The sequence below is a fragment of the Maricurvus nonylphenolicus genome (assembly GCF_042854845.1).
Lineage (GTDB): Bacteria > Pseudomonadota > Gammaproteobacteria > Pseudomonadales > Cellvibrionaceae > Maricurvus > Maricurvus nonylphenolicus.
Genome location: NZ_AP031498.1, coordinates 3,635,177 through 3,659,872, shown reverse-complemented (window position 1 = coordinate 3,659,872; position 24,696 = coordinate 3,635,177). Strand labels below are relative to the sequence as shown.

26 protein-coding genes are annotated in these 24,696 nt (G+C 49.2%); 21 read left to right on the top strand and 5 right to left on the bottom strand.

The genetic code is table 11. From position 1 onward, the window contains the following. Positions 1-73: 73 nt before the first annotated feature. Both ACGHZ6_RS15975 and ACGHZ6_RS15970 read left to right on the top strand, forming a co-directional pair. A complete protein-coding gene (locus ACGHZ6_RS15975) occupies positions 74-919 on the top strand; it encodes an ABC transporter ATP-binding protein (protein ID WP_390614992.1) in 846 nt (281 codons plus the stop codon). Positions 920-964: 45 nt separating this feature from the next. Continuing rightward, positions 965-2,242, top strand: coding sequence for an alginate export family protein (locus tag ACGHZ6_RS15970; protein WP_390614991.1), 1,278 nt, complete (start codon positions 965-967; stop codon positions 2,240-2,242). Between the two features lie 130 nt (positions 2,243-2,372). On the opposite strand, the gene ACGHZ6_RS15965 is transcribed toward ACGHZ6_RS15970, so the two are convergent. After that, positions 2,373-3,254 (bottom strand): LysR substrate-binding domain-containing protein, encoded by an 882-nt coding sequence (locus ACGHZ6_RS15965; protein ID WP_390614990.1) that lies wholly within the window; start codon positions 3,252-3,254, stop codon positions 2,373-2,375. A gap of 143 nt (positions 3,255-3,397) precedes the next feature. Here ACGHZ6_RS15965 and ACGHZ6_RS15960 point away from each other — a divergent pair, with 143 nt between their 5' ends. After that, positions 3,398-4,858 carry an NAD-dependent succinate-semialdehyde dehydrogenase gene (locus ACGHZ6_RS15960; protein ID WP_390619175.1) on the top strand — a complete coding sequence of 487 codons (1,461 nt, stop codon included), beginning with the start codon at positions 3,398-3,400 and terminating at the stop codon, positions 4,856-4,858. A gap of 31 nt (positions 4,859-4,889) precedes the next feature. Beyond that, positions 4,890-6,242 (top strand): aminotransferase, encoded by a 1,353-nt coding sequence (locus ACGHZ6_RS15955; RefSeq protein WP_390614989.1) that lies wholly within the window; start codon positions 4,890-4,892, stop codon positions 6,240-6,242. A gap of 108 nt (positions 6,243-6,350) precedes the next feature. On the opposite strand, the gene ACGHZ6_RS15950 is transcribed toward ACGHZ6_RS15955, so the two are convergent. Both ACGHZ6_RS15950 and ACGHZ6_RS15945 read right to left on the bottom strand, forming a co-directional pair. Beyond that, complete coding sequence (locus ACGHZ6_RS15950; protein ID WP_390614988.1) at positions 6,351-6,632, bottom strand: antibiotic biosynthesis monooxygenase family protein; 282 nt, start codon at positions 6,630-6,632, stop codon at positions 6,351-6,353. Positions 6,633-6,655: 23 nt separating this feature from the next. Continuing rightward, complete coding sequence (locus ACGHZ6_RS15945) at positions 6,656-7,063, bottom strand: hypothetical protein (RefSeq protein WP_390614987.1); 408 nt, start codon at positions 7,061-7,063, stop codon at positions 6,656-6,658. 129 nt (positions 7,064-7,192) lie between these two features. On the opposite strand from ACGHZ6_RS15945, the gene tusA reads away from it, so the two are divergent. Next, positions 7,193-7,426 (top strand): sulfurtransferase TusA, encoded by a 234-nt coding sequence (gene tusA, locus ACGHZ6_RS15940; RefSeq protein WP_390614986.1) that lies wholly within the window; start codon positions 7,193-7,195, stop codon positions 7,424-7,426. A gap of 474 nt (positions 7,427-7,900) precedes the next feature. On the opposite strand, the gene ACGHZ6_RS15935 is transcribed toward tusA, so the two are convergent. Next, on the bottom strand, positions 7,901-8,599 hold the full coding sequence (locus ACGHZ6_RS15935) for a hypothetical protein (protein ID WP_390614985.1): 699 nt from the start codon (positions 8,597-8,599) through the stop codon (positions 7,901-7,903). Between the two features lie 184 nt (positions 8,600-8,783). Here ACGHZ6_RS15935 and ACGHZ6_RS15930 point away from each other — a divergent pair, with 184 nt between their 5' ends. Genes ACGHZ6_RS15930 through ACGHZ6_RS15915 form a run of 4 tightly spaced genes read left to right on the top strand, consistent with a single transcriptional unit; the run spans position 8,784 to position 11,948 of the window. Then, the gene (locus ACGHZ6_RS15930; protein ID WP_390614984.1) at positions 8,784-9,272 is read left to right on the top strand and encodes a gamma-glutamylcyclotransferase family protein; all 489 of its coding nucleotides are present in this window, start codon (positions 8,784-8,786) and stop codon (positions 9,270-9,272) included. After that, positions 9,269-9,838 carry an elongation factor P hydroxylase gene (locus ACGHZ6_RS15925; RefSeq protein ID WP_390614983.1) on the top strand — a complete coding sequence of 190 codons (570 nt, stop codon included), beginning with the start codon at positions 9,269-9,271 and terminating at the stop codon, positions 9,836-9,838. Before ACGHZ6_RS15930 ends, ACGHZ6_RS15925 begins: the two co-directional genes overlap by 4 nt. Beyond that, entirely contained in the window at positions 9,839-10,741 is a 903-nt protein-coding gene (locus ACGHZ6_RS15920) for a 5'-3' exonuclease H3TH domain-containing protein (RefSeq protein ID WP_390614982.1), read from the top strand. Then, a complete protein-coding gene (locus ACGHZ6_RS15915; protein WP_390614981.1) occupies positions 10,734-11,948 on the top strand; it encodes a 4-phosphoerythronate dehydrogenase in 1,215 nt (404 codons plus the stop codon). Before ACGHZ6_RS15920 ends, ACGHZ6_RS15915 begins: the two co-directional genes overlap by 8 nt. Before the next feature lie 37 nt (positions 11,949-11,985). Here ACGHZ6_RS15915 and ACGHZ6_RS15910 read toward each other — a convergent pair whose 3' ends face one another. Further along, positions 11,986-12,177: a PA1571 family protein gene (locus ACGHZ6_RS15910; RefSeq protein ID WP_390614980.1), complete on the bottom strand. Its 192-nt coding sequence runs from the start codon at positions 12,175-12,177 to the stop codon at positions 11,986-11,988. Positions 12,178-12,471: 294 nt separating this feature from the next. On the opposite strand from ACGHZ6_RS15910, the gene ACGHZ6_RS15905 reads away from it, so the two are divergent. The 12 genes from ACGHZ6_RS15905 to ACGHZ6_RS15850 all read left to right on the top strand — a co-directional run bounded on the left by ACGHZ6_RS15905 (position 12,472) and on the right by ACGHZ6_RS15850 (position 24,639). Continuing rightward, positions 12,472-13,638, top strand: coding sequence for an ATP-NAD kinase family protein (locus ACGHZ6_RS15905; protein ID WP_390614979.1), 1,167 nt, complete (start codon positions 12,472-12,474; stop codon positions 13,636-13,638). Positions 13,639-13,695: 57 nt separating this feature from the next. Beyond that, complete coding sequence (locus tag ACGHZ6_RS15900) at positions 13,696-14,160, top strand: tRNA (cytidine(34)-2'-O)-methyltransferase (RefSeq protein WP_390614978.1); 465 nt, start codon at positions 13,696-13,698, stop codon at positions 14,158-14,160. Between the two features lie 222 nt (positions 14,161-14,382). Further along, the gene (locus tag ACGHZ6_RS15895) at positions 14,383-15,330 is read left to right on the top strand and encodes an MSHA biogenesis protein MshI (RefSeq protein WP_390614977.1); all 948 of its coding nucleotides are present in this window, start codon (positions 14,383-14,385) and stop codon (positions 15,328-15,330) included. 24 nt (positions 15,331-15,354) lie between these two features. Beyond that, positions 15,355-16,011 (top strand): PilN domain-containing protein, encoded by a 657-nt coding sequence (locus ACGHZ6_RS15890; protein ID WP_390614976.1) that lies wholly within the window; start codon positions 15,355-15,357, stop codon positions 16,009-16,011. A gap of 2 nt (positions 16,012-16,013) precedes the next feature. Next, positions 16,014-16,691 (top strand): type II secretion system protein GspM, encoded by a 678-nt coding sequence (gene gspM / locus ACGHZ6_RS15885; protein WP_390614975.1) that lies wholly within the window; start codon positions 16,014-16,016, stop codon positions 16,689-16,691. Then, positions 16,684-17,040: a hypothetical protein gene (locus ACGHZ6_RS15880; protein ID WP_390614974.1), complete on the top strand. Its 357-nt coding sequence runs from the start codon at positions 16,684-16,686 to the stop codon at positions 17,038-17,040. Before gspM ends, ACGHZ6_RS15880 begins: the two co-directional genes overlap by 8 nt. Before the next feature lie 16 nt (positions 17,041-17,056). Further along, a complete protein-coding gene (gene mshL / locus ACGHZ6_RS15875) occupies positions 17,057-18,778 on the top strand; it encodes a pilus (MSHA type) biogenesis protein MshL (RefSeq protein WP_390614973.1) in 1,722 nt (573 codons plus the stop codon). A 45-nt stretch (positions 18,779-18,823) separates the two neighbouring features. Further along, positions 18,824-19,741, top strand: coding sequence for an ExeA family protein (locus tag ACGHZ6_RS15870; RefSeq protein WP_390614972.1), 918 nt, complete (start codon positions 18,824-18,826; stop codon positions 19,739-19,741). Then, positions 19,738-21,156, top strand: coding sequence for a tetratricopeptide repeat protein (locus tag ACGHZ6_RS15865; protein ID WP_390614971.1), 1,419 nt, complete (start codon positions 19,738-19,740; stop codon positions 21,154-21,156). Before ACGHZ6_RS15870 ends, ACGHZ6_RS15865 begins: the two co-directional genes overlap by 4 nt. A gap of 14 nt (positions 21,157-21,170) precedes the next feature. Beyond that, a complete protein-coding gene (locus tag ACGHZ6_RS15860) occupies positions 21,171-22,895 on the top strand; it encodes a GspE/PulE family protein (RefSeq protein WP_390614970.1) in 1,725 nt (574 codons plus the stop codon). 3 nt (positions 22,896-22,898) lie between these two features. Then, the gene (locus ACGHZ6_RS15855) at positions 22,899-24,119 is read left to right on the top strand and encodes a type II secretion system F family protein (protein WP_390614969.1); all 1,221 of its coding nucleotides are present in this window, start codon (positions 22,899-22,901) and stop codon (positions 24,117-24,119) included. 10 nt (positions 24,120-24,129) lie between these two features. Continuing rightward, positions 24,130-24,639, top strand: coding sequence for a prepilin-type N-terminal cleavage/methylation domain-containing protein (locus ACGHZ6_RS15850; protein WP_390614968.1), 510 nt, complete (start codon positions 24,130-24,132; stop codon positions 24,637-24,639). Positions 24,640-24,696 lie beyond the last annotated feature (57 nt).

Below are 24,696 nucleotides of genomic sequence, written 5' to 3'. Positions count from 1 at the left end.
GCAACACGTTGTGAACTGATTAAAAAGCATACTTGAGTCGTTGAATAGCAACACAACAGTTAGGAGAAAAACCATGAGCGTATTACTGGATATCAGCCAAATCGATATGGTGTTTCCAACCCCTAAAGGCCCGTTTACTGCACTGCAGGGCGTAGATTTAAAGATTAAGAAAGGCGAATTTGTTTCTCTGATTGGTCACTCAGGCTGTGGTAAATCCACGGTATTGAATGTGGTGGCTGGTTTGTATCAAGCCACAACTGGTGGCGTTATTTTAAACGGTAAAGAAGTTTCCGAACCTGGCCCGGAACGTGCAGTAGTGTTTCAAAACCATTCGCTGCTGCCTTGGTTAACCGCTTACGAAAATGTTGAGTTAGCGGTTAAGCAGGTATTTGGTAACACCAAATCCAAAGCAGAAATGAAAGAGTGGATTGAACACAATTTAACCTTGGTTCATATGGATCACGCCATGCACAAACGTCCTGACGAAATTTCCGGTGGTATGAAGCAGCGTGTGGGTATTGCCCGTGCACTGGCCATGCAACCAGAAGTGTTATTGATGGACGAACCTTTTGGCGCTCTGGATGCACTGACCCGTGCTCATATGCAGGACTCGCTGATGGAGATCCAAAACGAGCTGAATAACACCGTGATTATGATTACTCACGATGTTGATGAAGCGGTACTGCTGTCCGATCGCATTGTGATGATGACCAATGGCCCAGCGGCAACCGTCGGTGAGATTCTGGATGTTGAACTGGAACGTCCTCGTGACCGTTTAACCCTGGCCGAAGATCCGGAGTACAACCGCCTTCGTTCAGAAGTACTGAAGTTCTTATACGAGAAGCAGCGCAAGGTAGAAGATATTGGCAAGCATAAGGCCAAATCCAAAGCCACCAAAAAAGAAAGTGAAGCTGCCTAACTTTTTCAATTACCACGTTTTAAGTTTATCTATTAGGAGAAAACCATGACTAAGATGAAATTCAACCTGTTAGCTGTTGCTGTAGCCGCTGCCATGGGCGCAAGTGCCCATGTTGCTGCTGAAGGCCCTGCAGAAACTATTGCTGAAGCGGTAAAAGAAGGTGATGTAAGCCTGAGCTTCCGTATGCGTTTCGAAGATGTTGATCAGGATCTTCCCAGTGGTGCTGACAAGGATGCATCTGCGACTACCCTGAAAACCCGATTGACCTACAAAACGGCTGACTTCAAAGGCTTCAGCGGTCTGGTTGAAATGGACGATGTGACCGAGCTGGGTAGTGTTGACTATGTTACTTCACCTTTCGATAGCACTCAGGATGCTGATGCATCAGCGATTGCTGATCCAGAAGGTACCGAAGTTAACCAGGCGTGGGTTGCTTACACTTACAAAGGTAACACCGTTAAGTACGGTCGCCAGCGCATCCTGCTGGACAACCAGCGTTTTGTTGGTGGTGTAGGTTTCCGTCAGAATGAGCAAACTTACGACGGTCTGACTTTCAAGAGCACCGCTATTGAAAATACTGAAATCTTCCTGGCTTATATCGATCGTGTAAACCGTATTTTCGGCGAAGACCGTAAAGACGGTGAGCCATCCAACCTGGGTGATCACGACAACAGCACCAAACTGTTTAACGTAAGCTACAGTGGTCTGCCTGTGGGTAAACTGACTGCTTACCACTACGACATCGATAACGAAGAGACCAATGCGGTTAAGTCTTTCTCCACCAAAACCACCGGTCTGCGTTTAGCGGGTAAGTATGAAAACTTTGGCTACACTGCCGAGTATGCCAAGCAATCTGATGCCCACGATAATCCTTCCAGCTACGATGCTAAATACTACCTGCTGGAAGGTAGTGTGAAATTGGGCGGCGTTACCATTAAAGCGGGTCAAGAGGTCTTGGGTGCCGATGATGCTGATGGTTACTTCATTACACCACTGGCAACTCTGCACAAGTTCCAGGGCTGGTCTGATACTTTCCTGAACAAAGGTAAAGGTAACCTGCCTGGTGGTATCGAGGATACTTACCTGACGGTATCCACCAAACTGGCTGGCGTTAAGCTGTCTATGAACTACCACAGCATCGATGCTGATGATAGCGATGTAGCCGGTACCAGCAGCTACGGTTCTGAATACGGTTTTGTTGCTGCGAAGAAATTTGGTGATTACGGCCTGAGCCTGAAGTACTCCAAGTTCTCCGAAGATGATGACTCCAACAGCCTGGCTGATACTTCCAAACTGTGGTTGACTGCTACTGCCAAGTTCTAATTGGCACTGGGGTCTGACCCTGCGGGTCAGACCCCACCTAATAAAGAATCAACTCTCTCAATAATTAAAATGTCTTCTCCCTTCTGTCCGTAGTGGCCCCGCCTGAACAAGTTTTAGGTGGGGATTTTTTTTATTGGGCAATATGATCTTTTAGATGTTCGACAAATAATCGTGCACGAACATTAATATGGCTTTCATCATCGGTTAGCAGATAGTGTTGTTGCTCGGCGTTGATACTGATTGTAGAAAGTGCAATAAGCTGGCCGCTATTTAAATCCCGACTGATATCAATTCTGTCTGCCAAGGCAATACCATAACCTTCTCTTGCTGCACTAATGACCTGATAAGAATCCTGCAAGTAGATACGTTGCTTGGGTGTCGCGACCATTTTGGCGGCATCAAACCAGCGTGCCCATAAATTGTGGCGATCATAGAGCAGGGGATAGCTCAGTAGTTCTTCAAGGGCTGGTACATCACCGGAGCTTAATAACTGTGGACTGCATACCGGAAAGTAACGTTCCTGGAATAGGGTTTCCAGGTGACGATTATTTGCCTCTGGTTCACCGTAACACAGGGCCACATCGATATCGGCACTGATACTGCGTTGCTGTGGGGCGATGTTAATCAAGTGCACTTCAATTTCCGGATAGCGCTGACCAAAGCTACCAATCACAGGCAGCAACCAGCCAGAAGCAATTGACGGGGTGGAGGCAATCATCAGATTGCCCTGCATGGAATCCGGATCCAGATACAGAGCACTTTCACTGAGCAAATCCAGCGCCTGTTTTACCGAGATCAGCAAGCGCTGACCCGCCGAGGTCAGTGCCAGTCGGTTGTGGGAGCGATCGAACAGACTGACCCCCAGCTGATCCTCTAATTGCCTGACTTGGCGACTTACAGCCCCATGAGTTACCCCCAGCTCTTCGGCGGCTTGGCGCAGATGGCAGTGGCGGGCAACCACTTCAAAGGCCCGCATAGCGTTGAGGGGCAGGTTACGGCGGTCCAACAGCATGGCTGATTTCTCTCTACTGGCTAATCTTTTGGTTAGTTTAAGTCACCATTATGGTCTAAATATATCGATTGTGGTGATAAAAACAATGGGTAAGCTATAGCCATATGACAATTACGGCATCAATGAAGGAAAGGTAAAAGATGATGGCGCTTAGCTTACAGGATCAATCTCTGCTACATCCGCAGGCTTATATCAATGGCCAGTGGCTCGATGCAGACAGCCAGCAGACTCTGGCAGTGGAAAACCCCGCAAATGGCGTGAAGTTAGCTGATATCGCCTGCTGTGGTACAGCTGAGACGAACCGAGCAGTAGAGGCCGCAGAGGCAGCCTTGCCAGCCTGGCAGGCACTGACCGCTAAAGAGCGGGCTGGTTACTTACGCCGCCTGTTTGATCTGATGATGGCTCACCAGGAAGATCTGGCCCAAATCCTGACCGCCGAACAGGGGAAACCCCTGGCCGAAGCTCGCGGTGAGATTGCCTACAGTGCCAGTTATGTCGAATGGTTTGCCGAAGAGGCCAAGCGCATCTATGGCGATACCATTCCGGGCCCGAGCAGTGATAAACGTCTGATGGTAATTAAGCAGGGCATTGGCGTTGTTGCCTGCATCACACCCTGGAATTTCCCCAGCGCTATGTTGGGCCGCAAAATTGCCCCGGCTCTGGCGGCAGGCTGCACCGTGGTTTGTAAACCCGCCAACCAGACCCCACTGTCGGCATTTGCATTAGCGGTCTTGGCTGAGCGCGCAGGCATTCCTGCTGGAGTGATTAATATTGTGGCGGGTAATACACCTGAAATTGGCGCAGTACTGACCTCGCACCCAGCCATTCGCAAACTGACCTTTACCGGCTCAACCCCGGTGGGCAAGCAGCTGATGGCAGAGTGTGCGCAAACCGTAAAACGCACCTCCATGGAGCTGGGTGGTAATGCACCGTTTATAGTTTTTGACGATGCGGATCTGGATGCTGCTGTTGCAGGCGCTATGGCATCGAAGTATCGCAATGCCGGGCAAACCTGTGTCTGTGCCAACCGTATTCTGGTGCACGCCTCTATTCATGATCAGTTTGTTGAGAAGTTTGCCGCTGCGGTCAAAAAGCTCACGTTGGGTGATGGCACAGAAGAGGGTATTACGACTGGGCCAATGGTCGATGCCAGAGCTGCAAATAATGTTCGCGCTATGGTAGATGAAGCAATACAGAAGGGCGCTGAGCGCGTGGTGGGTACCGATAGCTCGCCGCTGGGCGAAGCTTTCTATGAGCCGACCATCTTGACCCAGGTAAATACCGATATGCGGGTATTTCGGGAAGAAATTTTTGGCCCGGTAGCGCCTATTATTACATTTGAAACCGATGCAGAAGCCATAGCCCTGGCCAACGATACCGAGTTTGGTTTGGCGGCGTATTTTTATACCCGCGATGTCAAACGTATCTGGAAAGTGGGTGAGGCGCTTGAGTTCGGCATTGTCGGTATTAATGAGGGCATAGTGTCCTCAGAAGCTGCACCCTTTGGCGGAATGAAAGAATCTGGTAATGGCCGTGAGGGTTCAAAGTACGGTCTGGATGATTATCTGGAAATTAAATACCTGTGTGTTGGTGGATTGGACTAATGCCTCAAGTAGGCCAGTTGGAGACAAGAAAATGACAAACGTAATTTACCCAACAACCAATTTAAAAGCGGTTGAGCAGTTGGTGCTTGAGCGCGGAGAAGGCGTGTACGTTTTTGATAACCAGGGCAAGCAGTATCTGGAAGGTTTGGCTGGGCTTTGGTGTACCTCATTGGGTTATGGCAATCAGGAGCTGATCGATACCGTCAGCGAGCAATTGGGCAAGTTATCCTATAGCCATATGTTTGGTGGCAAGAGCCATCAGCCGGGTATCGATCTGGCCGATAAACTGGCCGGCATGGTGCCTATGGATAACGCCAAGGTGTTCTTTGGCAACTCCGGTTCCGATGGTAATGACACCCATATCAAGATGTTGCGTTACTACTTTAACGCGATTGGCAAACCGGAAAAACGCAAAATCATTACCCGTGAAAGGGCCTATCACGGTGTAACCGTGGCCGCTGGTTCCTTAACCAGTTTACCTGCCAACCTGGCCCACTTTGATGCACCGCTGGAAGCCCTGGGTATCTTGCGTACCGATCACCCGCATTACTTTAGCGGCCGCCAGGGCAATGAAACCGAAGCTGAATTTGTTGAGCGTATTACCGGCAATCTGGAAACCATGATTGTTCGTGAAGGCCCTGAGACCATTGCGGCCTTTATCGCTGAGCCTATTACCGGTGCCAGTGGTGTTATTGTGCCTCCGGCCGGTTACTACGAGAAAGTGCAGGCTATTCTGAATAAATACGATATTTTGTTCTGGGCCGATGAGGTAATTACCGGGTTTGGTCGAACTGGCAATGACTTCGGTTGTACCACGATGAATATCGAAAAACCGGACATGATGACCTTTGCCAAGCAATTGTCTTCAGCCTATTACCCCATTAGTGCCTCACTGATTCGCGGTGATATGTACGAAGCCATGATTGAGCCAAGTGCGCAGGTGGGTGTGTTTGGTCATGGTTATACCTATTCCGGTCATCCGGTTGCCTGTGCTACGGCGTTAAAGGTGCTTGAAATTTATGAGCGCGAAAACTTGTTTGAACGTTCTGCTCAAATGGGGGATTACTTGCAAACCAAGCTGAAACAGTTTGCTGATCATCCGCTTGTGGGAGAGGTTCGCGGTCGCGGTATGATCGGTGCTGTCGAGTTGGTTGCCAACAAACAAACAGGCAAGGCCTTTGCTAATGGCAGTGTTGGTGCTTATGCGGTACAGCGATGCCAGGAACACGGATTAATTATTCGTGCCGTTGCCGGTAACAGTCTAGCGGTTTGTCCGCCGCTGATTATTTCCGAAGCGCAAGTTGATGAGTTGATTGAAAAGCTGGGAATGGCGATTGATGAAACCCTGGACTTTGCCAAGGCCCAAAATATGTTGGCAGCGTAACGCTTGCCTTTAATTTTTCTTTGCTATCGAGTTGAGTCCCCTCGTGCTTTCCGTTTAGTGTCCCACACCTGACACTAAACGGATTTTTTCTTTTCGGGAGCGGGGGAATTAGTTTTCCAGGAAGATAACCTTTTCTGGTGTGCTCAGCATAAGATTCATTTCACCCATCATATTTTTTCGCGCTTCACTGCCATACCACAGCTGCCAATCCTGCACACTGCGCCACTTCGACATCACAAAACGCACATTGGCATCATTCATATCTTTAAAGGTTTCACCGTTAATAAAACCGCGGGCTTGATAGGCCAGATGCAGGGTGTTGCGTGCAAGCTGTTCGTAGGTGCTTTCCATATCAGGGGCGATATGGCGTTCAATCAGCACATGAATCATAACGTCTCCTTTACGTCACTTGTTCAGTGTAGTGGAGGGGATTCCTCTTCAGCGGTTAAGATAATCCATTCTGCCAGTGTCATCCATTCTTTTATTAAGGTTCTTAATACCACCAGCTTGCCTGTATCACTTCGCCCATCGTCAAGCGCGTCCTGTCCCAGTTGAGTCAAGGCTTTAACGACACAGCCGATGCGTTGGGCTGGCATAGTGATAAAAAAGTGATCACCCTGGGGGGAATAATGGGCAGCATCTTCCAGAGGCACGGTTTCGCCGGCCAGGATATTGCGTACCTCCAGCGCCAGGCTGGGGTTGTTTTTCCTTAACAGGCGAAAGGTGAGGTCCAGGGCGCCACGGCTAAAGATATCGGGGCGCTGGATGCAGATACTGTCATCAAGGGGTTGCCGTTGGTGGCTGGCGTCAATAGACATCATGGGTATCCCTGCTACTACTTATTGGGCGCTGAAAGGTCCATATACTAAGTTTAGCTGTGATTTTTTGATCTGCTGGATGAATTAGGGGACAATACGCCCGCGCTTCTTTCAAGTTATAAGCGGTTAACAATGGAATACGATGTAGATAAAACTCTAGATGCCACGGGCCTGTTGTGCCCAGAGCCTGTCATGATGCTTCACAATGAAGTACGTGATGCCGCCAGTGGCCAGGTGATCAAAGTGATTGCCACTGATCCTTCCACCCAGCGGGATATCCCCAAATTCTGTAACTTTCTGGGTCATGAGCTGATTGGCCAGGAAGAGGTTGATAAGCAGTATCTTTACTTTATCCGTAAGGGTTAGTTCTTTGGATTGTGCTTAACCCCGGTTTACCCAAGGGGGGATGGCACCTATTCCCGGCTGCAAGACTTCTCCTGAGGCGCTCGCACTGCGGAACTCGCTATTCGCTCAAACAGTCCTCGTAAACGCTCCCGCCTCAGGAGAAGTCTTAAGCGCAGCCTGATTGGTCATAGGCACCATCCCCCCTTGGGTAAACCTACCTTCATCGCAAGAAAAGTTGAAAATTTGCACTGATGGAGGAGGTAGTCGGTTACGCTTCTCGTAGCAATCAGCCCATGCTTAAGCGGCAGGCAACAGACAGGGTAGTCGCCGAGGCTGTCTGAGCGCTTTCTGTGAGTTTCCGAGGCGCTGACTTTTGCCTGCCGCTTATGGGCGCGGAGAGAAGCGTAACCGGCTGCCTCCGGGGCCGCGCGCACCTAACAGAGGTAATAAAAAAGGGGCTAAAAGTAGCCCCTTATCGTGTTATGTAGATGTTAATCAGGATTCTTCGACCAGCATCGATATAGCGGCCAAAGCCTCTGGGTCTTCCGCCTTAATCTTATTGGCGATCTGGTGTTGGAAGAAGTAACGGAAGCTGTCACTGCTCTGAGCGGCATAGAGACATTCATCACCCGGTAATACAGGGGTTTCCTCTACCTTTTCGGCATCGGCGAGCATGCCAGAAAGGGTGCCGTCGTTGTGCAAGCGCCAGCTGACAACTTCGGTAAGGGTAATGCTGTGGAAGCCGTTATCGGATAATACGGCGTGTGTGCCTATGGTATCCGGTACTTCCTGGATAATGTCCTGTGGTTCGTCGGTCTGGAACTCGTAGTATTCCGCTGCGGTTTCCAGTTCGACCACTTTGTGAATGGGGGCATCGAAGAATACTTCATCGATACCGGGATCGTAGTAGCCTTCCCACTGACCGTTAAGTGGATCTTGTATCTCGGGGGCGGCAACTATGTCATCAAGCCAGGGTACCAGGCCGACCACATCGCCGTTGGCGCGTAGGCCCCAGCAGAGAATTTTAAGGCTGAAGAGTTTATCTGGGCTGGCGTCGTTGGAGTAAAGCATCTCCAGGCCATCCAGTTCAGGGGCGAGGCGAATAAATCGCTTATCGTGCAGGGCAGATAGTGGCTGCCCGGTAAAAAAATCGACCACATTATCCGTATTGTGGCTTGGAGCTGAGGTCTTCATAATACCACCTCCTTGCAAAGTCCTGAGAAACGTCAATCTGACTACTATTGACTGCTCGGGCTGGATGGGATTTTTGTAACCCTCTACCACATAAGGTATATGCTGTTTTTCAAAAGCACAACACTTTGTTGCAAATTTCTCGTCTTTTTAATAACCAAATGAACTGAGTACGAGCGTATAACGGGTGAGCAAGTATTATTTTGCCTATGGTTCCAATATGAATCCGGACCGCATGAAGTCCCGCGGGCTGGCGTTTTCAGAGGCCTACAGCGGTGTTTTGCGGGGTTATGCCCTGGCATTTAACAAGCGTGCAGCCGATGCCCCTCACAGGTCTTATGCCAATGTGATCTATAGCCCTGATACCCATGTTGAAGGGGTGATTTATGAGCTGGCTGACACTGATGAGATCGTTAAGATGGATCCGTTTGAGGGAACCCCTCGTCTTTATAGCCGTGAGCTCTATGGTATCGAGACGGAGATAGGACTTTTACAGGCTTGGGTTTATGTGGCCAATCGCAGCATGATCAGTGAAGGCTTGCTGCCTGCACGCTGGTATTTAGATCATCTATTAGCCGGTGAACCTTTCCTGTCACCTGACTATTTCCAGCAGTTGGTTCAGAGCCCTTGCCTGGAGCATGAAGCCCATTTTGAGGTTTCGGAGGTTTCTGAATGACGGCAATGGAAAAAGTTCAGCCGGTTGTAGCGAATCACTGTGCAGCGGATTTGGTGCAGTGTTTTAATCGCACTTTCGATACACCGTATAACACTCGACTTGTCGGTGGTGGGGAAGAGCCTATTTACTTGCCTGCGGATCAAGACGAACAGTTTCATCGCATTGTGTTTACCCACGACTATTTCGCCAGCGCCTTGCATGAGATTGCGCACTGGTGCGTGGCTGGCGATGTGCGCCGTCAGCAAGTGGATTATGGTTACTGGTACGCTCCGGATGGTCGCAGTCAGGAACAACAGCAGGAATTTGAACAGGTAGAAATTAAACCTCAGGCCATGGAGTGGATTTTTTCAGTGGCTTGTGGATACCACTTTCGGGTCAGTGCCGATAATCTGGAAGCGGGCCTGGGGGCCAGTGAAAGCTTTAAAGCCAATATTTACCAGCAGGTGTTGGCGTATTGTCAGCAGGGTTTGCCTGTACGCCCGCAACAATTTGCTCTGGCCTTGGCAAAACATTATGGCGTAGAGAATCCTTTCGCCCCTCATCACTATCAATTAGAAAACCTGTAAATGTCGCAAACGCCTGCTTGTTTGATCGATGCATCGATCTATATTTTTCGTTACTACTTTGCACTACCTGATAACTGGTTTAGCGAAGAGGGTTATCCCACGGCTGCCGTTTACGGTTACACCACATTTTTGATTGATTTGTTATCGAACGAGCAGCCTGAATTTATTGCTGCAGCCTTTGATGAAAGTCTGGATACCTGCTTTCGTAATGAGATTTACCCGGATTATAAATCGAGTCGCGCCCAGCCCGACGAAGCCCTGGCATTTCAATTGGCAGCCTGCCGAGAGGTATCTGAGCTGTTGGGTATTGCCAGTTTTGGCAGTGAAACCTACGAAGCCGATGATTTATTGGGCAGTTTGATGCCAGTATTGGCCGATCACCCAGAACCTATTGCAGTGTTAACCCGGGATAAGGACTTGGGCCAGTTACTGCGCCGTGAACAGGATTTCCTGTGGGATAAAGCCAATGATCAGCGCTTTTATCGCCCGGATATCTATGACAAGTTCGGTGTCTATCCAGAGCAGATGGTGGATTACCTGGCGCTGGTGGGTGATAGTATCGATGATATTCCCGGCGTGGCTGGCGTCGGCGCTAAAACGGCACAGGCGTTGTTAGCCCACGGGCAGGATATTATCGGTATTTTTGAAAAGATCGATGAAATCCCAAACCTGGGGATTCGCGGCGGCGCCAAGCTTGTCGATAAACTGATTGATGCCAGCGAGCAGATTGCTATGTCTCGTGCCTTGGCAGAGATTATCTGTGACATTCCGTTGGGGGTGACGGCCAATGATTTGAAACTGGCACCTCAGCCTTTTGCGCCGCTGGAAGATTTCTGTCAGCGGATGGGCTTCCCGCGTCTGTTAAATAAACTTCGCCAGCTGAGCCATATCGACGATGAATAAAAGCGTTTTAAAGATTGTTGCTGACGAAAATATTCCGGCGGTGGAAACCTACTTTGGCCACCTGGGCGAAATCGTTCGCTATCCCGGTCGCCAGCTTCAGCGTGAGCAATTGTTGGATGCAGACATTTTATTGGTGCGGTCAGTTACCCCTGTGAATGAACAGCTGCTAACTGATACTCCAGTACGGTTTGTTGGCACTTGTACGATCGGTACCGATCACCTGGATATCCATTATCTGCAGCAACAAGGCATTGCCTACAGCAGTGCGCCGGGCTGTAATGCCAACTCGGTGGTTGAATATGTGTTTAGTGCCTTGGCCGCCTTAGAGGTGCCCTGGTGGCAATCACAAGTTGGCATTATTGGTTGCGGTAATGTGGGTGGCCATCTCTATCGCCAGTTGAAAAGTCTCGGTTTGCATTGCCGAGTGTATGATCCACTGATTGCATCCGAGAGCATCGAAGATTTAACCTGTCTTGAAGAGGTTTTGTCAGCCGATATTGTCTGTGTTCATGCGCCTCTGACCAAGTCTGGCGATCACCCCAGCTTTCATCTACTGGGGGAGGCTGAACTATCGCAATTGCGCACAGGAGCAACCTTAATCAGCGCGGGGCGCGGTGCCGTTATTGATAATCAGGCATTGCTGAAGCTGCTGCCACAGCGTCCGGATTTACGCATTGCGCTGGATGTCTGGGAGCCTGAACCAGGTTTGGATATTCGTTTGCTGGAGGCTGTTGAGCTGGGTAGCCCGCATATCGCCGGTTACAGTCTGGATGGCAAGGTCACCGGTACGGCCATGATTTATAAAGCCTTATGTGATCATTTAGGGCTTGCCGCTGCTGCTGAAAATAATGGTTTGGCGGCTGCCGGATTAGAGGTTGATCTTACAGCATTGAATTCAAATCTCTGCGTCGGGGAGTTACTTCAAACAGTAATTCTGGGGGCTTATAACATCCGAGACGATGACAAGCGTCTGCGAGAAATGGTTGTACAAAGCGAAAGCGATGAAGCACGTTGCCTGGGTTTCGATTTGTTGCGCAAACACTATCCAGAGCGGCGAGAATTTCGCCACTGGCAGGTGAAGTTAACGCCTGAACAAGCCGCCTTGGAGATAGAATTTATTCATGCTGGGACAAAAACGCAGACAGAAAAAAAGCCGCTAAGCAATCTGCTAGCGGCTATGGGTTTTAAACTGACTGATATCTGTTAGCACCCTAGGCTTGAGGAGAGAGAGCAAGTAAAACCATTCAAGCACTTTGCTTGAGAGAAGAAACAACCTCTAATTGAGGTCGTTCCTGAAAAGCTGCGACACGCAACGCTTGTTGAACCATGGCTTCTGTGATCGGGATTTCCCGACCCTGGGCATCGATAATTGCTCCACCATTAAAGTTAATGGCCTTAACGGTAGTCGCGTTTTGGCACTGTGGTTGAGTGTTCATGGCGATGGCTTCCATAGTTCAAATAAGGCTTGTGGCCCGCTCGTGTTGTTACTTACTGCGATCACTTTAATCAGTCTGTATGACAGTTAAGTGACAAAACTTCAGTAAGATGACAGCTTCATGAATAAGTATAGGAAGGGCTTTTCTCGCCAGAGTTGAAATCGGGTGAAAGTATTAGATAAAAACTGAATAAGCTCTTTGGTTAGGGGTTTAGGTGTAAGTTAGAACTAACAAGCATGATTTAATAATGAACACTGTGGTTAATAAGTGTTCTTTTGGTGGTAAGGAATTGGTGTGGAAAAAATCCAAAAGTTGAGTCTTGGTGTGGTCATAAACCCTATGGCGGGCATTGGGGGGCCTACCGGCTTGAAGGGTAGTGATGGGGCCGCAACGGTGGATGAAGCCTTGGCCCGCGGTGGAGAATTACGTGCCGAATCCCGCGCTCTGCGCTGTTTGCAGCAACTTACTTCTGTTCGTGAGCGCCTGCAGCTTGTGACCTTTGCCGGAGCTATGGGGGAATCTGTGCTTCAGCAAGCAGGCATTGCCGCCAAGGTGATTGGTCAGGCGCAGGCAGAGCCCAGCCAGGCAGACGACACCCGGCGTGCTGCTGAAGCCTTCGCTGAACAGGGCGTTGACTTGATTCTGTTTGTGGGTGGCGATGGTACCGCTCGGGATATTTGCAGTGTTGTCGGTGAGCGTATCCCTGTGCTGGGATTACCCTCCGGGGTAAAAATGCACTCAGGGGTTTTTGCGGTAGCTCCCGAAGCGGCAGCCGAAGTGATCAAACTGATGCTTAATGCCCAATTGGTTGACCTCAATAGCCAGGAAGTACGGGATATCGATGAGGTAGCCTTCCGTGAAGGCGTGGTGAAGAGCCGCTATTACGGCGATATGCTGGTGCCGGAAGTCGGGCAGTTTGTTCAGCAAACCAAAGAAGGTGGGCGCGAAGTTGAAGAGCTGGTACTCGATGATATCGCCGCCGACCTGATTGAAAACCTGGAAGACGATACCCTGTATTTGGTGGGGCCTGGTACAACGCCCCGTGCTCTGATGGATCAGCTGGGCTTGGATAATACGCTGTTGGGCATAGACCTGGTGCTCAATGAAGAGCAGGTCGGCAAAGATCTATCCGGTCCTGAGATAGAAGCCTATTTGTCGAGCTTTGTAGGTCCTGTGATCGCTATTCTCACAGCAACTGGCCGCCAGGGCTGCTTGCTGGGACGCGGTAATCAGCAGCTGACACCGACAGTATTGCGCCGTGTTGGCAAGGATAATATCTGGGTGATTGCCACCAAAACCAAAATTACCGAACTGGGTGGCAGGCCGCTGATGATCGATACCAATGACCCTGATTTGGATCAGGCGCTGAGCGGTTACTACCGCGTGGTTACCGGCTATCGCGATGCGGTTATCTACCCCGGTAGTTGCGGTTATGGCGAGGCCTTGTCGCTGGGGGAGTAAGCTCAGTTATAATGCACTTTTTCCGCTTCACTTTTAATTTTTTATACAGACCCGGTTATGTTTCACCTCGCTTTATTTGAACCGAAAATCGCCCCCAATACGGGCAATATCATTCGCCTGATTGCCAACAACGGCTGTCACCTCCATCTGATTGAACCCCTAGGGTTTGATTTGGAAGAAAAGAAGCTGCGTCGCGCCGGGCTGGATTATGCGGATATGGAAAAGGTGAGCCGCCATGCCAATTACGAGGCATTTCTGGAAGCGGTAAAAGGCCGGCGGATCTTTGCCTGTACCACCAAAGGCAGCCGCCCCCATGATCAGTTGAGTTACCAGCCGGGTGATGTGCTGTTATTTGGTTCCGAAACTGCGGGTTTACCGCAAGAGGTCATGGACAGTTTTGCGTCGGAGAATCGTTTGCGTATTCCGATGTTCCCCAGCAGTCGCAGCATGAACCTCTCCAACGCTGTGGCGATTGTCAGTTATGAAGCCTGGCGCCAGCAAGGATTTGAAGGCGGCAGTTAACGCTTTTTGTCATTTAAAACTTCTAATAGCCCTGTTAAAAGACAGGGCTTTCCTCTTGAAATTCCTTCGGTTTTTCCCTTGGTATAACTTTTCACGCATTTTTTAAGCCAAAAGTGCACTCTGCGCTAAAGGTTATGTGTCTCAGTCCGATTATAAATTAGAGTTATTTGGATTTGCGGCTAAGCTGAAAGAAGGTATGTCAATCGAGAAAGGCTTATGGGAATGAGTGATAACCTGCCCGCCGCACTGGCGCGTTGGAGCCCTTGGCACAAATCGTCGAAGGGCCTGGTTGGCGTTGAAATCGGGTCTGAAGGGCTGGCATTTGCACATACGAATGTTGAAGGCGGAGCCACTAAGCTTAGCCTGTGCGAATTTCTGTTAAATCAGGATGGGCACGTGCCCGAAGAGCAATTTCGCCATCGTATCGAAGAGTTGGGGTTGACCGGTTGTGCCTGCAATGTGGTGTTGCCCCCTCACGAATATAACCTGTTACTGGTTGAGGCCCCCAATGTTCCGGCCGAAGAAATGCGCGAGGCTGTGCGCTGGCGCATTAAAGATCTGGTCACAACGCCGCTTGATCAAACCTTGATCGATATTTTCCACTTGCCAAAAGACAGTAGCCGTTCCGGTACACCCATGTTGTATGTGGTGACAACACCGTCTGAAACGGTGATGGAAACTATTCGTCTGATCGAAGATGCCAATCTGACATTGCAGTATATCGACGTCACTGAGCTGGCTTTACGCAACCTGGCTGAATCCGTTGCGGATGACCAGCGGGGCTTGGCACTGGTAAAACTGCAACAAGGGCGGGGAAGTTTGAGTTTGTTACGCCATGGCAGTTTGTATTTATCTCGGCAGTTTGAATTGCCCTATAACGGTGGCCTGTTAGATGACCTTCCCGAAGATCAGTTGGTTCTGGAGCTGCAGCGTTCACTGGATTACTACGAACGCCAGATGGGGCAAGCGCCACCTTCCGCAATTTATCTGTGCGGTGAAAATATCACCGCTGACAAAATCACCGATAGCATCCGTAATAGCCTGACTGCCAATGTGGATGTGCTTGATATGTCTTCGTCTTTGTCCTTTAACGGAGACGTTGATGATGCCCTGTTACAACTGTGTGCTACCGCCATTGGCGGTGCCTTACGCAGGCCCGAGGTCGCCTGACGGCGTCCTGTAGGAATAGGTAGCATGGCGAAGTCCAAAGTAGTTAACGCGAAGAAACCCTTCCGGCAAGAGGTAAACCTCTATTTACCGGAGTTGCGCAAAGAGTTCGATCCGCTGTCTTTGAATATGGCTGCGGTGGCTTGTGCTGTGGTAGCGGGTTTTGTGTTGTTACTGGCGTTAATCGGCTTCGGCGGCAATATGAGCATGGAAAATGACATTGCTGCTCTGGAACAACAAAAACAGCAGCTGGAAACCACCGTGACCCAATTGCGTCAAAGCGCACCTAAAAGCCGTGCCGAGGTTATTCAAAAAGAAGTGGATGCATTGGAAGAGAGGGTTGCTGCCCGTGGAGTGGTTCGCCGCATCATCACTGGGCAGAATTTGGGCAATGCTCGAGGTTTTTCCGGCCATTTTCACGGTTTCTCGCGACAAATTGGTCAAGAGGTGGCATTGAGCAGTTTTCAGTTAAGCCGTGGTGGTGCGCATGTGGAATTACAGGGGGTTACACGCAAGGCTTCAGCCGTGCCGCGCTTTTTGGAGTTGTTACAGGAAGAAGAAAATTTTCGTGGTACCACCTTTGGCCAGTTGCAGATGGCTCGTCAGGTTAATGGTCGACCTTCCAAGGAGTTGCAGTTTAGTTTAGGGCGTGAACTAGCTACAGCCAGTGAAGGAGGGCAGTAGCGATGACGCTTGAGCAGTGGCAAACCCGCTATAACCAGTTTAGCCAGCGCGAAAAGGTGTTGGTTGTGTTAACTCTGGTGGTGATTGTTTACATGTTGTTGCAATTATTGGTACTCGACCCTGTTGATGCTCGAACCAAAGTGTTACAGCAGCAGCAATCGGAATTGCGACAGGATATTCAAAATCTGGAAAGTCAGCAGGCGCTGCTGTTGGCTGGCTTACATAAAGATCCGGATCAAGCTTTAAAGCAGCGTTTACAAGGCTTAAAGCAGCAACTGCTATCGCTGGATTCGGAGTTAACCACCCTATCTGTTGGCCTGGTGCCTGCCAAGCAGTTACCTGTGTTGCTGCAGGATGTTTTGCGGCAAACCAGTCAGCTGCAGTTATTAGGTATGCAAACCTTGCCGGTCACTAACCTCAAGCTCGAAGCTCAGGTTGTTGATGGCCAGAGCAGCGATGAAGAGGGGACGTTGGCCAGTACTGGTGTATTTAAGCATGCGGTGCAATTACAAGTGCGTGGCAGTTATTTTCAAGTGCTGGAGTATTTAGAGGCCCTGGAAGGGCTGAAGTGGCGTTTTTATTGGCATTCTCTCGATTACGAGGTCGATGATTATCCCAAGGCATTGGTAACACTCAATGTCTACACCCTATCAACGGAAGAGGGGGTGTTTAGTGGCTAGTAGCTTAAAGCTTGTTAAACAGGGCGTATTGGCCCTGTTTTTCAGCACATTAATGGGCAGTGTGGTCGCTGCTGATTATAGTGCCATGCGTGATCCCACTAAACCTTTGCGCTTTAAGGCCGAAACAGAAGGGTTGGCGTCTTTGTCATTGCATTCAGTTTTGATTTCAGAAGATCGCAAATTCGCCGTTATAAATGGTAAGCAGGTAAAAGAACAGGATGTGATTAACGGGGCGCGGGTCGTCAAAATCCAACCAGGAAGGGTGCGAGTACTGATAAACGGCAAAGAACAAGAACTTATTATGCGGGCGCAGGTGAAAAAGCCCGCCAAGGCCAAAAATCCGGCCTAGGGATTAGGAAAGAATATTGGACAGTCAACAGCTTGATAGGGGCATTATGGCTAACTGGCTACGGCTTGGCGTAGTGGTGATCACACTGTTGCTGAATGCATGTCAGCAACACGGTGGCACTATGACGTCTGTCGATAACCAGCTGGAAGTCGAGCGGCAGATGCAGAACGTCGTCGATGAGTCCAATAAGTATCAGCCCCCAGCCCCTGATGTTGTCTCCAATGTACTTCTGTCTTCGCCCAGCTCCTCAAGTATGCCCAAAGTGGATATGAGCAAGGCCGAGCGCTTTGATGTATCCGTTGATAATATCTCTGCACGTGCGTTTTTCTTGAGTCTGGTGTCGGGGACTGGCACCAATGTCGTGGTTCATCCTGAGGTGGAGGGCGTTATTTCCCTGGAACTCAACAACGTCACCATCGAGGAAGTACTTGACGTTTGTCGCGATATTTATGGTTACGAATACAAACTCAGTGGTGCTATTTACAGTATCTATCCGCGCAAGCTGACTACGGCGATCTTCCGGGTTAACTACCTGGATGTACAGCGTGTAGGCGTTTCTGATACCAGTCTGTTGATTGGTAAAATCTCTTCTGACGATGATGACAATAACAGCGATTCCGGCTCAGGCAATGCGGACAGTAATCCCAATCTGTTGGGCTACCTGGGGGGAGAAGAGGGCTCTTCCGGTGAGGGAGGCAGTTCACCGGGGGCTCGTGTTCAAACCCTGAATAAAACCGACTTCTGGTCCAGCTTGCAGGAAACCATTTTAGCGATGTTGGGTGGTTCCGGCGGCGATCGCATGGTTATGGTGAACCCGCTGGCAGGCTTGGTGGTGGTGAAAGCATTACCTCGAGAATTGCACCGTGTACGCGATTTTCTGGAACGTTCAGAGTTGAGTGTAAGGCGCCAAGTAATTTTAGAAACCAAAATCCTGGAAGTGCGACTTAACGATCAGTTCGAGGCCGGTATTAACTGGTCTGCCATTAATGGTCAGATTCTGTTAGGCAAAAATGTCAGTGAGTTTGAATCGCCCAATGAGATTGTTACGGCATCTGAATCAGTCGGCGAAATCTTTGCCTCGCTGATAAAAGTTGATGATATTTCTACCCTGTTGGATTTGCTGGAAACCCAGGGCGCTGTGCAGGTGTTATCCAGCCCCAGGGTCTCTACCGTCAACAACCAAAAGGCGGTTATTCGTGTGGGTAACGATGAGTTTTTTGTTACGGGCTTGTCTACTGATACAGTCTCTAACGCGTCTTCGACAACCAGTACACCGGATTTAGAACTCTCATCGTTCTTTAGTGGCATTGCCTTGGATGTAACGCCACAGATCGCCGATGATGGCGATGTGATTTTGCATATCCATCCGATGGTAACCCAGGTGGAAGATCAGATTAAGGAGTTAACCCTGGGGGATAGCAAGTTCTCAATTCCTCTGGCTGTGCGGGAGATCCGAGAGTCGGACTCCATTGTGCGTGCCAAGCATGGCCAGGTGGTGGTGCTTGGTGGATTGATGCAGGAAACCAGCTCTGAGTCTCAAGGTAAGCGCCCCTGGATCGGTGATGTCCCGGTCGTGAATACTTTGTTCAAAACCAAAAATCATCGCAAGTTTAAGACGGAGTTAGTCATCCTGATGCGTCCTATTGTAGTTGACGATGATGCCTGGAAAAACTCGGTCAATGAAAGCCAAAACCGCATCAAATCTATTAGTGATAACTACCGGAAGGTCTTCAACTGATCTTGATGTGACGTTGCAAGTTGAAGGGTAAAGGCGGGTAAGGATATGTATAAAGACTTTTTTGGTTTAGGTGAAAAACCATTTTCGCTGACACCGGATACCCAATTCTTTGTTAACAAACAAAGTCATCGCGATGCCCTTAATACCATGCTGATTTCCCTTAAGCATTGCGAGGGGTTTATCAAAGTTGTTGGTGAGGTTGGCACAGGTAAAACCCTCCTGTGCCGAAAGTTGCTGTCGTCACTGGATAAGCGTTTTATTACCTCCTATATCCCCAATCCCTATTTAACCCCTGATGAGCTAAAAGCCTTTGTCGCGCATGAGATTCGTGCAGAGTACACGGAAAGCATGCCTGCTCATCAGCTAATGGTGTCTATCTACAGGCGTTTATTGCAACTGGCTCGTCATGGTCGCCAAGTTGTCCTGGTGATTGATGAAGCCCAGGCCATGCCTCGCGAAACTATCGAGGCCCTGCGCTTATTAACTAATCTGGAAACTGAAAAAAGAAAACTGTTACAGATTGTCCTACTGGGACAACCTGAATTGGATACGCTATTAAGTCGTTCAGATTTACGTCAGCTAAAGCAGCGCATTGTGTTTTCTGAATACCTGCAGCCTTTTACCGCTAAAGGCGTTGCCCATTATATTCGCCATCGACTACAGGCTGCTGAAGGAAATCCAGAGACTTTTTCACCTTTGGCTATGTGGATGATTGCCAAGGCCAGCCGCGGGATACCTCGTTTAATCAATGTGATGAGTCATAAGGCGCTGTTGGTAGCCTATGGTAGAGGAGAGAAGACTGTCTCGACCTTCCACGCCGCCAAAGCCATTGCCGATACAGAAGAGAGCTCTCGTCTGGGTAAATTACTGGCGTTGCGCTGGCATTTAATGTGGCCCGCCGTTGGCGGTTTGTCAGCTATGTTGATGATTGCACTACCACATTGGTGGGGAGGTATCGTATGAGTGTTGTGAATGAAATGCTCAAGGACCTTGAAACTCGTCATTCCACTGAGCTGACTGACTCGGGGAAAATCGCCATGCATAATCAATCGGATGCAGATGCGGTAAATGATACCGAGATCGAAGAAATGTACTTGCAGCGTCACCGTCGACAGGCGGGGATGGGTATGTTGTGGATGATGACGGGGGCGGTATTTCTCCTGTGCCTGATATTGGCCTGGTGGGTGTTTACCGATTCAACTACTCAAGATGCAAGTCAAACGAATGCATCTGAGGAGCTCTTGGCGGCAGATGTCCAGGGACTCGCCAAAGAGGTTGAGCCTGAAGTGGTTGAAGAGTCATCTGTTTCCACTACGTCTCCTCAGGACTTAAACACCCCCCGTAATCAAGTGGTTGAGCTTGCCGAGGAAAAGCCGCCAGAAGCTCCACCGCAACCCAAAGTGGTTACCGTAGAGGAGCTACTGATAGAGGCTGAAAAAGCGTTTGCTGTTGATCGCTTGACAACACCACCTGGGGATAATGCCTATGATCGCTTCCTGGCGGTTCTGGCTCTGCAACCGGATAACCAAAAGGCCTTAGAAGGATTGGAAAAAATTCGCCAGCGTTATCTGGGCTTTATCAAAAGTTTGATAGAGCGTGGAGAGTTCTATGCTGTGCCCACATTGTCACAGAAAGCCCGTGAAGTTGGCGCAAATGAGGAAGAATTGCAGGCACTTCTGGCTATGGTCAAGGAAGAAGAGCAAGCTGATAAACTCAACAAAATCATGAAAGCTTTTGAGCCGGTTAAGCGAGAGCCTGAGCCAAGTCAAAATGCGGGCGTAAAACCGAGTTTGCAGGAAAGGGACAGGCTGGTTGCCAGTAAATCGGAGCAGTTAATTAGCCATGAGCAATATCAAGCCGCCGAACAGCTGCTATCGCGTTTCCTTGAGGAAAACCCCAAATCAGTAGAATCTCTGACCCAATTGTTTGCCGTGTATTTACGTCAGAATCGCTTGGATGATGCAGAGGCTTTAATAAATCGCTCTCAGCATCTACCGGGTTTTCAGTTTTCCTATATGGTTGCTCAGGTTCTGATTAAACGACAGGATCTCGAGGGAGCGCTGCGTGCTCTGGAATCTCAGAACCCACCTCTGGCCGAGGCGCCAGCCTATTATGCGCTGCAGGCAGGGTTGCATCATCAGCGAGGGCAAAACGATAAAGCGATTAAGCTTTATCAGTCCCTCATTAATCTGGAACCCACCCAGGCGTCTTATTGGCTGGGGTTAGCGGTGTCCCTCGATAGTTTGGGTTTGACCGATCCTACCCTGACAGCTTTCCAAAAGGCTTTGCAATATAGCAAGCCGAATGACTCCTATATCAGCTATGTAAAACAACGCATAGCGGCGTTATCTGCGCCAGCACAAACGAAAGAACAATAGAACAGAGATAAGAGATGAATGCGCCCAAGCGTATCCGTATTGGTGATTTACTGGTCGCACAGCAGCTGATTACACCTGATCAGTTGGATTTCGCCCTGCAAGAACAAAAGAAAACCGGGCGTAAATTAGGGCGCGCGTTAATTGAGCTTGGTTATATTGAAGAAAACCAACTCCTTAATCTGCTTTCCAAACAGTTAAATTATCCCTTTGTCGAACTCAAACATTTCAGCTTCGATCGTGAGTTGGTGCAGTTGTTGCCCGAGACGATTGCCCGTCGTTATCGGGTTATGATCCTGCAGGAAACCGACACAGGGCTTTTGCTAGGCATGTCGGACCCCACTGATATTTTCTGTCTGGATGAAATCGCCAAACATATCGACAAACCGCTCAACCCCGCGGTAGTGCGTGAGTCAGAGCTGCTCGATATTCTCGATATTGCCTATAGTCAGGCCAGTGAAATCGCTTCTATCGCCGAAGAGCTGGAAGAGGAGCTGGAAGAAACCGGTGTCGACCTTGCGGATATTGTTACCGACGCGGCTGATACCGATGCACCGGTTGTGCGTTTGTTGCAAAAAGTATTTGAAGAAGCGATTAATACCAAGGCATCGGATATCCATATCGAGCCGGATGAAACCGTGTTGCGTATCCGCCAGCGTATTGATGGTGTGCTCAACGAACAGGTGATGAATGAAAAGCGTATCGCTGCAGCACTGGTGGTACGTTTAAAGCTGATGTCGGGACTGGATATTTCAGAAAAGCGTTTGCCCCAGGATGGCCGCTTTGCCCTCAAGGTGAAAAACCGCAATATTGATGTGCGTATCTCCACCATGCCGGTACAGTTTGGTGAATCGGTGGTTATGCGTTTACTGGATCATACAGCCGGGGTGATGACTTTACCTGATGTCGGTATGCCAGAAGATTTTATTCGGCGTTTTCGACAATTAATACGCCGTCCGCACGGTCTGGTACTGGTGACCGGTCCTACAGGTAGTGGTAAGACAACAACACTGTACGGTGCTCTGTCTGAGCTGAATACACCGGATAAAAAGATTATTACCGTAGAAGATCCGGTGGAATATCGCTTACCCCGTATCAGCCAGGTTCAAGTACATGAAAAGATTGGCTTGAGTTTTGGCCAGGTATTACGGGCAACCCTACGTCAAGACCCTGATATTCTGCTGGTTGGTGAGATTCGGGATAGCGATTCGGCTGAAATTGCTTTGCGGGCGGCAATGACCGGCCATATGGTGCTGTCTACCTTGCACACCAATGATGCGGTGACATCGGCTCTGCGTCTGATCGATATGGGTGTAGATTCCTATTTGGTGGCTGCCTCATTAAAAGCCATCATCGCCCAGCGCTTGGTGCGAAAAGTCTGTGAGAGTTGTTCTACCGCTTACGAACCCAATGCCAATGAAGCACAACTGTTACGGCAGGTGCCCAAAGAGCAATGGGCAAATTTGCGCAAGGGGCGCGGTTGCCCACACTGTTATAACTCCGGTTACCGAGGCAGGGTGGGTGTATTTGAATTGCTCGAAATCAACCGTCCCATGGCTGATGCACTGCGAGAGTCCAGTGTGCAAGCGTTTAACGTAGCGGCCCACCAGTGCGAAACCTATCGCCCGCTAAGTAAAAGCGCCCTCGATTTTGCCCTACAGGGAGTTACAACACTGGAGGAAGTCCTGCGAGTATCAGCGCAGGTTGAAGATGAAAGCCTAACCGAGATTACCGGGGCCTAAATCATGCCTGCATTCGACTATCAAGGCCGCGACAGCCATGGACAAGCCGTAACCGGCAGTGTTGATGCGCCTTCGATAGAGGCAGTGGCTAGCCAGTTGATGGGGCGTGGTGTCACGCCGATTAAAATCGAGCCCGGTAAAACGGCCAGCGACCTGGAGAAAACCTGGAAGGAAATCTCCGGGCAGAATAAGGTCAAGGTCGAAGACCTGGTGATCCTCTGTCGCCAGCTTTATACCATTACCAAAGCGGGTATTCCTCTGATTAGGGGGATTTATGGCTTGCAGGCTTCTATGAGTCATCCCCGGCTGAGAGAGGTGTTGGAGTCGATTGCTGCTGATTTGGAAACCGGTATGCAGTTATCAGTGGCTATGCACCGCTATCCGGATATCTTTAACAATATGTTCGTCAGCATGGTTAAGGTGGGTGAGGATAGTGGGCAATTGGAAAACAGTTTTGATCAGCTAAGTATCTATTTGGAGCGAGAGCTGGAAACTGCCAATAGTATTAAAACCGCACTACGCTATCCCAGTTTTGTACTCTTGGCTTTAGCTGTGGGGTTAGGGGTTGTAAATGTGATGGTGATTCCGGCATTTGCGGCTATGTTCGAGAAATTTAATGCTGAATTACCTTTAGCAACCCAGGTTTTGATTGGCACATCAAACTTCTTTGTTGCTTATTGGCTGCATATTTTAGTGGTATTGATAGGCTCGTGGGTAGCATGGTCTCGCTACATTAAAACGCCTGCTGGTGCGCTGTTTTGGGGGGAAAAGAAACTCAAGTTACCATTGGTTGGTGATATCATTTATCGGGCACTGATGGCCCGATATGCCCGCAGTTTTGCCTTGATGTTAAAGGCTGGTGTACCCCTTACCCAGGCATTGGATCTAAGCTCCAGAGCGGTGGATAACCCTTTTCTTGAGCAAAAAATTGTCGTTATTAAACAGGGCGTAGAGCGAGGTGATAGCCTGCTAAGAACACACCACAATAGCGATATGTTTACCCCGTTAGTGTTGCAAATGATAGCCGTTGGTGAAGAGAGTGGTCAGGTGGATGCTTTACTGACTGAGTCGGCAGGATTTTATGAACGTGAGGTCGATTACGATTTGAAATCCCTTAGTGATAAAATTGAACCTATTATGATTGTGATTATGGCTGGGTTCGTTTTAGTGCTGGCATTGGGAATCTTTTTGCCGATGTGGGAAATGTACAGCATTCAAAAATAGTGATGAGGACATGGAGGCGAATCACCTTAAGCAGAAGGGCTTTACACTATTTGAGTTGATAGTGGTATCCATCGTAATAGGTATCATTGTTGCTATTGGTGTTGGTTACTACACACAAGCTCTGAAGGATTCACAAAAGGCCGGTGTCGAGTTGCTGGCGAATCGCTTTGCGACAGTGGCTGCTTTACTGCATGCACAGTGGATTACTGAGGGAAAGCCCTCTGAGGTTGAGCTACAAGGTGAACAGATATTGTTTAGCCAAAGCGGGTGGCCTAAAGGTGTTGTAGAGCTGGAACCGGATAGCATCAAGGATAACTGCTTCCATCTTTGGCATGCATTGTTTCAAAATCCAGCCAATTTGACGGTTGATCAACCAAAGAAAGGTTTTACTTACTATACAAAGGGAAAGGGAAATCCTAGTTGTCAGTATCATTTAATAACTAATAGTTCTGAAAATTATTATTTTGAATATTTTCCGTCTAACGGAAAAGTGATTAGTAAGGTTGCTAATGCACATTAAGCGATATACTTAATTGCATAATTGCATAAGTATTTTATTGGAAGGGGTATAAAGCCC

Bases quoted from the DNA above. Each gene is read 5' to 3' on its own strand.
- ACGHZ6_RS15950 (WP_390614988.1), bottom strand. From the start codon at position 6,632: ATGATTCATGTGCTGATTGAACGCCATATCGCCCCTGATATGGAAAGC.
- gspM (WP_390614975.1), top strand. From the start codon at position 16,014: ATGACGCTTGAGCAGTGGCAAACCCGCTATAACCAGTTTAGCCAGCGC.
- ACGHZ6_RS15945 (WP_390614987.1), bottom strand. From the start codon at position 7,063: ATGATGTCTATTGACGCCAGCCACCAACGGCAACCCCTTGATGACAGT.
- ACGHZ6_RS15925 (WP_390614983.1), top strand. From the start codon at position 9,269: ATGACGGCAATGGAAAAAGTTCAGCCGGTTGTAGCGAATCACTGTGCA.
- ACGHZ6_RS15850 (WP_390614968.1), top strand. From the start codon at position 24,130: ATGGAGGCGAATCACCTTAAGCAGAAGGGCTTTACACTATTTGAGTTG.
- ACGHZ6_RS15955 (WP_390614989.1), top strand. From the start codon at position 4,890: ATGACAAACGTAATTTACCCAACAACCAATTTAAAAGCGGTTGAGCAG.
- ACGHZ6_RS15855 (WP_390614969.1), top strand. From the start codon at position 22,899: ATGCCTGCATTCGACTATCAAGGCCGCGACAGCCATGGACAAGCCGTA.
- ACGHZ6_RS15890 (WP_390614976.1), top strand. From the start codon at position 15,355: ATGGCGAAGTCCAAAGTAGTTAACGCGAAGAAACCCTTCCGGCAAGAG.
- ACGHZ6_RS15895 (WP_390614977.1), top strand. From the start codon at position 14,383: ATGAGTGATAACCTGCCCGCCGCACTGGCGCGTTGGAGCCCTTGGCAC.
- ACGHZ6_RS15870 (WP_390614972.1), top strand. From the start codon at position 18,824: ATGTATAAAGACTTTTTTGGTTTAGGTGAAAAACCATTTTCGCTGACA.
- ACGHZ6_RS15975 (WP_390614992.1), top strand. From the start codon at position 74: ATGAGCGTATTACTGGATATCAGCCAAATCGATATGGTGTTTCCAACC.
- ACGHZ6_RS15935 (WP_390614985.1), bottom strand. From the start codon at position 8,599: ATGAAGACCTCAGCTCCAAGCCACAATACGGATAATGTGGTCGATTTT.
- ACGHZ6_RS15865 (WP_390614971.1), top strand. From the start codon at position 19,738: ATGAGTGTTGTGAATGAAATGCTCAAGGACCTTGAAACTCGTCATTCC.
- ACGHZ6_RS15970 (WP_390614991.1), top strand. From the start codon at position 965: ATGACTAAGATGAAATTCAACCTGTTAGCTGTTGCTGTAGCCGCTGCC.
- ACGHZ6_RS15910 (WP_390614980.1), bottom strand. From the start codon at position 12,177: ATGAACACTCAACCACAGTGCCAAAACGCGACTACCGTTAAGGCCATT.
- ACGHZ6_RS15860 (WP_390614970.1), top strand. From the start codon at position 21,171: ATGAATGCGCCCAAGCGTATCCGTATTGGTGATTTACTGGTCGCACAG.
- ACGHZ6_RS15900 (WP_390614978.1), top strand. From the start codon at position 13,696: ATGTTTCACCTCGCTTTATTTGAACCGAAAATCGCCCCCAATACGGGC.
- ACGHZ6_RS15960 (WP_390619175.1), top strand. From the start codon at position 3,398: ATGGCGCTTAGCTTACAGGATCAATCTCTGCTACATCCGCAGGCTTAT.
- ACGHZ6_RS15965 (WP_390614990.1), bottom strand. From the start codon at position 3,254: ATGCTGTTGGACCGCCGTAACCTGCCCCTCAACGCTATGCGGGCCTTT.
- tusA (WP_390614986.1), top strand. From the start codon at position 7,193: ATGGAATACGATGTAGATAAAACTCTAGATGCCACGGGCCTGTTGTGC.
- ACGHZ6_RS15920 (WP_390614982.1), top strand. From the start codon at position 9,839: ATGTCGCAAACGCCTGCTTGTTTGATCGATGCATCGATCTATATTTTT.
- ACGHZ6_RS15915 (WP_390614981.1), top strand. From the start codon at position 10,734: ATGAATAAAAGCGTTTTAAAGATTGTTGCTGACGAAAATATTCCGGCG.